Source organism: Brevundimonas sp. (assembly GCF_050729455.1).
Taxonomy (GTDB): domain Bacteria; phylum Pseudomonadota; class Alphaproteobacteria; order Caulobacterales; family Caulobacteraceae; genus Brevundimonas.
Genome location: NZ_JBOHLI010000096.1, coordinates 1 through 5,427, shown reverse-complemented (window position 1 = coordinate 5,427; position 5,427 = coordinate 1). Strand labels below are relative to the sequence as shown.

Here is a 5,427-nt window from a genome sequence, read left to right as displayed (position 1 = left end):
GGAGAGGGGGTGGCTAATCCTGCGTCGGACTGGGCCGGCTGGCGTCGCCGTAGGTCAGGGCCAGGAAGACGTCTTCCAGATCCGGGTCCTCGGTGGCGATGTCCTTGATCTTCACGCCCACGGCGCGCACGGCAGCCAGCACCTGTTCGACGCTGGATTCGCCCGTACGGTAGGTGACGACGAAGGCCCCGTGCGGGCGCGGCGCGACGTGGAATCCGTCCAGCGCGGGCAGGACTTCCTGCGGCGTCTCCGGCGTCACCACCACATTGCGGGTGTCCAGACGCTTCAGCAGCTGGCGCGTCGGCTCGCAGGCCACGACCTCGCCCCGGTTGATGATGGCGATGGTGTCACACAGCTCCTGGGCTTCTTCCAGATAGTGGGTGGTCAGGATGACGGTGACGCCTTCCTCGTTGATCTTGCGCACATAGTCCCACAGCTGGCGGCGCAGCTCGACGTCCACCCCCGCCGTCGGCTCGTCGAGGATCAGGACCGGCGGATTGTGCACCAGGGCCTTGGCCACCATCAGGCGGCGCTTCATGCCGCCGGACAGGGCGCGGACATAGGCGTTGGCCTTGTCCGAAAGGCCCAGCGCCGCCAGCAGTTCGTCCGAGCGGCGCTCATGGGCGGGCACGCCGTAGAAGCCGGCCTGGACCTCCAGCGCTTCGCGCGGGGTGAAGAAAACGTCGGCGACGATCTCCTGCGGCACGACGCCCAGGGCCGCGCGGGCGTCGCGCGCCTCATGGTCGATGTCGCGGTCCCAGATGCGGACCGTGCCCTCGGACTTGTTGACCACCCCGGCGATGATGTTGATCAGGGTCGACTTGCCCGCGCCGTTGGGGCCCAGCAGGCCGAACATCGAGCCGCGCGGCACGGTCAGATCGACGCCGCGCAGGGCGGTCTTGGCCGGGGATTTCTTGGTGCCCGCATAGGTCTTCTTCAGGCCCCGCACCTCGATGGCGTTGACGGGCAGGGCAGGGGTCTCGGTCATGCGGGCGTTCACTCGGAGGGCGGAAGCGTGCGGCATAGGTAGGGGGCGAAGGCGCATTCGCCAAGGCGTTGCAAAGCTCCGATCGGACAAGCTTGCACGTCTTTGTGTAAATGATACTTGACGCTCGCTTTCATCATGTCTAGCTTCCTTGTCATAAAGACAACCTGCCTTGATGGAGAGACGCCGATGACCGCCCTGAACGCCAAGAAGCCCCTGACCCGCACCCGCCTGATCGGTTTCGCCGCCATGGGCGTCTGCGCCATCGGCTACACCGGCATGGGTCTGGCCCTGCTGGCGGGCAAGCTGGAGCATCTGGACATGACCCATGCGGCCCTGCTCGCCGCCGTCGCCGCCCTGATCGGCGAGATCGGCCTTTGGGTCGGCGCCGGCTGCCTGGGCCTGACCCTGTTCAAGAAGCGCAAGGCCATGCTGGACAAGCTGTTCGGTCGCAAACCGCAGCCCGTCGCACCCGCCGCCGAAGTTTGACCAAAGGGTCTGGTCCGCCTAGGAACGGCGCAAGCCTTCCAGACCCGGACCGGACCCATGCCTCCCCGCAATACCGACGCCGTCATCCCCGCCCCCGAAGAGATCGTGGTCTCGTCCAAGCGCGTCGCCTGCGACGGCGGCGGCGTCCTCGGCCACCCGCTGGTCTATCTGGAGATGGGCGAGGACGACTTCGTCGAGTGCGGCTACTGCGACCGCCGCTTCGTCCTGTCGGCGCATTCGCATCCGGAAAACGAGTACCTGGACCCGGCGGCCCGCCCGCCCGAGGCCCACTGAGCCATGCGCTACCTGCACACCATGGTCCGCGTGAAGGACCTGGAGGCGTCGCTGCACTTCTATCGCGACCTGCTGGGCCTGGTGCAGACGCGCCGCATGGACAGCGAGGCCGGTCGCTTCAGCCTGATCTATCTGGCCGCGCCGCAAGACGTGGGTCGCGCCGAGGCCGAGAAGTCGCCCGAGGTCGAGCTGACCTTCAACTGGGATCCCGAGGACTATCAGGGCGGCCGCAACTTCGGCCACCTGGCCTTCGAGGTCGAGGACATCTACGCCGCCTGCCTGCGCCTGATGGACGGCGGGGTGACGATCAACCGTCCGCCGCGCGACGGCCACATGGCCTTCATCCGCTCGCCCGACGGCATTTCGGTCGAACTGTTGCAGGCCGGCGCGCGTCTGGCCCCGGCCGAGCCCTGGGCCTCCATGCCGAACGTCGGAGCCTGGTGATTTGACGTCCGCGCGCCTGATCGTCCTGCTGGCCGCGACCGCCGTTCTGGCCGGCTGCGCCTCCGTGACCGAGACCAATCCGACGCGGACGGCCACCGACATGCTGCTGGTCAACCGCGCCGCCGACCGGGCGGTCGAGGGCCTGACCCTGCCGATCCCCCAGGGCGCGCGCGTCTTCATCGACGAGACCTATTTCCAGGCCGAGAACGCCCGCTATGCGCTGAGCGCCATCCGCGCCGCCCTGTCGGACGCGGGCTACGCCATCAGCCGCGACCGCGACAGCGCCGACGCCATCTTCGAGGTCCGCGCCGGCGCCCTGTCGCTGGAGCAGATGCGCCGGGTCTTCGGCATCCCCGACATGAGGGTGCCGATCAACGAGACGCTGAACGTCGTCTCCATCCCCGAGCTGTCGATCTATTCCAACCGTGACCGCATGGGCGTGGCCGAGTTTTCGGGCTTCCTCTACGACGGCCGCACCGGCCTGCCGCTGGGCGCGGTCGCGCCGATGATCGGCCAGTACAAGATCCGCAGCCACAAGGCCTTCATGGTCGTGACCTGGGGCCAGCAGCTGGCCCAGCCGGGCGAGCGCGATCCGGGCTCGAGCTGGAAAGAGTTCTGAGGCTTTCGTCCGCCTGCTGAAGCGAGACAGGCGCGAGAGACCATGTTAGGGCACGGGTGAGCATAAGTCCGCCCTCTCGTCGCCGCCGCCAAAGAGCCGCCCTTGTCCTTCTTCCACGCCGGTCCCGCGCCGAAAGGCTTCGGCCCTCGACCCGGCGCCCTGCGCGACGGGCTGGACCTGCATCCGGGGATGAAGGTCGGCCTGTTCGGCGGCTCCTTCAATCCGGCCCACGACGGCCACGCCCATGTGGCCGAGACGGCGATGCGGCGTCTGGGTCTGGACCGGGTGGTCTGGCTGGTCTCGCCGCAAAACCCCTTGAAGTCGAACCACGAGACCGCGCCGCTTTCCGACCGCATGGCCTCGGCCCGCGCCGCCGCCGCCAGGGTCGGCCCGGCCATGATCGTCTCGGATTTCGAGACCCGCGTCGGCACGCGCTGGACCATCGACACGGTGCGGGCGCTGACGGCTCGCTATCCCGGGGTGAAGTTCGTCTGGCTGATGGGCTCGGACAATCTGGCCAGCTTCCATCGCTGGCGCGGCTGGACCGACATCATGCGGCTGACGCCCGTCGCGGTGATCGCGCGGCCGGGCAGCCAACTGGACAGCCGCCGGGCGCCGGCCGCCGCCCGCTTCGCCCGCAACCGCGTTCCGGCGGCCCAGGCCGGGCTGCTGCCCAGCCTCGAGGCGCCGGCCTGGACCTATCTGACGGCACCGCTGAATCCGCGCTCCTCGACAGCGATTCGTCGGGGCGAGGCCCCCATTCCCGGCGATGGGTGACGTTTCGGCCGGGACGTGCTAGGCTGCCGCTTTAGTAATCTCCCCCGGAGCCCTCCGCTGACCCCCTCGCCCGCGCACGATGCGCAAGACAGCGCCGTTTCCAACTCGGCGCACGAGATGGACCCGATCGAGTCCGTCCATTCCGACGACGGTCAGGCCGAAGGCGGTCCCAGTACCGGCGATCAAGCCCCGCTTCCGGTCGGCCTGACCGATCTGGAACGCGCCATCATCGCCAAACTCGACGACGACAAGGCCCAGGACATGGTCCTGATCGACCTGCGCGGCAAAAGCCCGATGTCCGACGCCATGATCGTGGCTTCGGGTCGGTCGCACCGCCACGTCGGCGCCCTGGCCGACCACCTGCTGCGCCTGTTCAAGGACATGGGTCTGGGCAAGGTCAAGGTCGAAGGCCTGCCCCACTGCGACTGGGTGCTGCTGGATGCGGGCGACGTGATCGTCCACCTGTTCCGCCCGGAAGTGCGCACCTTCTACAATATCGAGAAGATCTGGGCGATCGACAGCGCCCACCGCGGCGCCGGCGCCGCCTGATCCTCGGACTGAGCTGACCCCATGAAGCTGGCGATCGCGGCCATCGGCAAGCCGGGCCGCGGTCCCGAGGCCGCCCTGGCCGACGACTACGCCCGGCGGGCGACCCTGGCGGGCCGTCCGCTGGGGCTCGGTCCGCTGGAGCTTCTGGATCTCGAACCCCGCAAATCCGGCAAGGCCCCCGAGGCCGAACTGATCCTGGCCGCCGCCGTGGGCGCGCACCTGATCGCCTGCGACGAACGGGGCAAGACCTATTCGTCGCGCGCCTTCGCCGACCATGTGGCCGCCCTGCGCGATCAGGGTGAGCGGCGGCTGATCTTCGCCATCGGCGGGGCCGACGGCCTGGACGAGAGCGTGCGCCGCGCCGCCCGTTCGACGCTCGCTTTTGGCCCCCAGACGTGGCCCCACGCTCTGGCCCGCGCCATGCTGGCCGAGCAGCTTTACCGCGCCGTGACCATCCTGTCCGGCTCGCCCTATCACCGCGACTGATGCGCCGGGGGGCGGGGCTTCTTTGGTTGTCGACGGGGCTGGCCTTGATGCTGGCGGGCCCGGCGTCGAGCCAGCGCGCGGCCGCGCCCAATCCTGAACTAACCCGGCTTCAGGCCGAGTATCGCGACGAGACCGCGCGCGCGCGGCGTTTGCGCGCCGAGGCCGCCGCCGCCGGCAACGAGGTGGTCGATCTGGACCGGCAGCTGGCCGAGCTGCGTCGGGCCGAAGCGGCGGATGACGTGCAGATGGAATCCCAGCGCGCGCGCCTCAAGGAACTCGGCGACCGCGAGGCGGCGCTGGTCGCCGCCCTGTCGCGCGAACGGGCCGGGCAGGGGCGTCTCTTGTCCGCCCTGCAGATGATGAGCCGCAAGCCGCCGCCGCCGCTGCTGATCCCGGCGGACAAGGCGGTGGACACGGTGCGGGCCTCCATCCTGATCCGCGCCATGACGCCCGAGCTTCAGGCGCGGGCCAAGACCCTGGTCGATCGTCAGGCCGAGGTCATCCGCATTCGGCGCCTGGCCGCCCTGTCCAGCGAGCGCCTGTTCACCGTCGAGAGCGCCCAGGGCGACCGCCGCGCCGAGATCGAGAGCCTTTCGGCCCGCAAGATCGCCCTGCGCGCCGTCCTGCGCGCCGAGGCCTCTCGTGCAGAGCGTGCGACCCGCGCGCTGGAGGCCCGCATCCGCGAGCTGGGCGGCCAGACGCCCCTGGTGGCCGAGGCCGCCGTCGAGGCCCCCGCCGCCCGCCTGCCGGCCGGACGCAGTCGCCTGACGGCCCCGGTTCAGGG

The 5,427-nt window shown here is 69.7% G+C and carries 9 protein-coding genes; 8 read left to right on the top strand and 1 reads right to left on the bottom strand.

The genetic code is table 11. The annotated features are described in order from the left end of the window. Positions 1-13: 13 nt before the first annotated feature. Positions 14-988 carry an ABC transporter ATP-binding protein gene (locus ACREEF_RS15375; protein WP_431566442.1) on the bottom strand — a complete coding sequence of 325 codons (975 nt, stop codon included), beginning with the start codon at positions 986-988 and terminating at the stop codon, positions 14-16. A 186-nt stretch (positions 989-1,174) separates the two neighbouring features. Here ACREEF_RS15375 and ACREEF_RS15370 point away from each other — a divergent pair, with 186 nt between their 5' ends. The 8 genes from ACREEF_RS15370 to ACREEF_RS15335 all read left to right on the top strand — a co-directional run. Further along, complete coding sequence (locus ACREEF_RS15370) at positions 1,175-1,474, top strand: hypothetical protein (protein ID WP_431566441.1); 300 nt, start codon at positions 1,175-1,177, stop codon at positions 1,472-1,474. A 57-nt stretch (positions 1,475-1,531) separates the two neighbouring features. After that, positions 1,532-1,768 carry a zinc-finger domain-containing protein gene (locus tag ACREEF_RS15365; RefSeq protein ID WP_431566440.1) on the top strand — a complete coding sequence of 79 codons (237 nt, stop codon included), beginning with the start codon at positions 1,532-1,534 and terminating at the stop codon, positions 1,766-1,768. A 3-nt stretch (positions 1,769-1,771) separates the two neighbouring features. After that, positions 1,772-2,212, top strand: a complete 441-nt coding sequence (locus tag ACREEF_RS15360; RefSeq protein WP_431566439.1) for a VOC family protein — start codon at positions 1,772-1,774, stop codon at positions 2,210-2,212. Position 2,213: 1 nt separating this feature from the next. Beyond that, complete coding sequence (locus ACREEF_RS15355; RefSeq protein ID WP_431566438.1) at positions 2,214-2,831, top strand: DUF6655 family protein; 618 nt, start codon at positions 2,214-2,216, stop codon at positions 2,829-2,831. A gap of 102 nt (positions 2,832-2,933) precedes the next feature. Next, complete coding sequence (locus ACREEF_RS15350; RefSeq protein ID WP_431566437.1) at positions 2,934-3,608, top strand: nicotinate-nucleotide adenylyltransferase; 675 nt, start codon at positions 2,934-2,936, stop codon at positions 3,606-3,608. A 117-nt stretch (positions 3,609-3,725) separates the two neighbouring features. Continuing rightward, positions 3,726-4,157 carry a ribosome silencing factor gene (gene rsfS / locus ACREEF_RS15345; RefSeq protein WP_431566436.1) on the top strand — a complete coding sequence of 144 codons (432 nt, stop codon included), beginning with the start codon at positions 3,726-3,728 and terminating at the stop codon, positions 4,155-4,157. A gap of 21 nt (positions 4,158-4,178) precedes the next feature. After that, complete coding sequence (rlmH, locus tag ACREEF_RS15340) at positions 4,179-4,643, top strand: 23S rRNA (pseudouridine(1915)-N(3))-methyltransferase RlmH (protein WP_431566435.1); 465 nt, start codon at positions 4,179-4,181, stop codon at positions 4,641-4,643. A gap of 47 nt (positions 4,644-4,690) precedes the next feature. Beyond that, positions 4,691-5,427, top strand: a 737-nt coding sequence (locus ACREEF_RS15335; protein ID WP_431566434.1) for a murein hydrolase activator EnvC family protein, incomplete at its 3' end; no start/stop codon positions are given.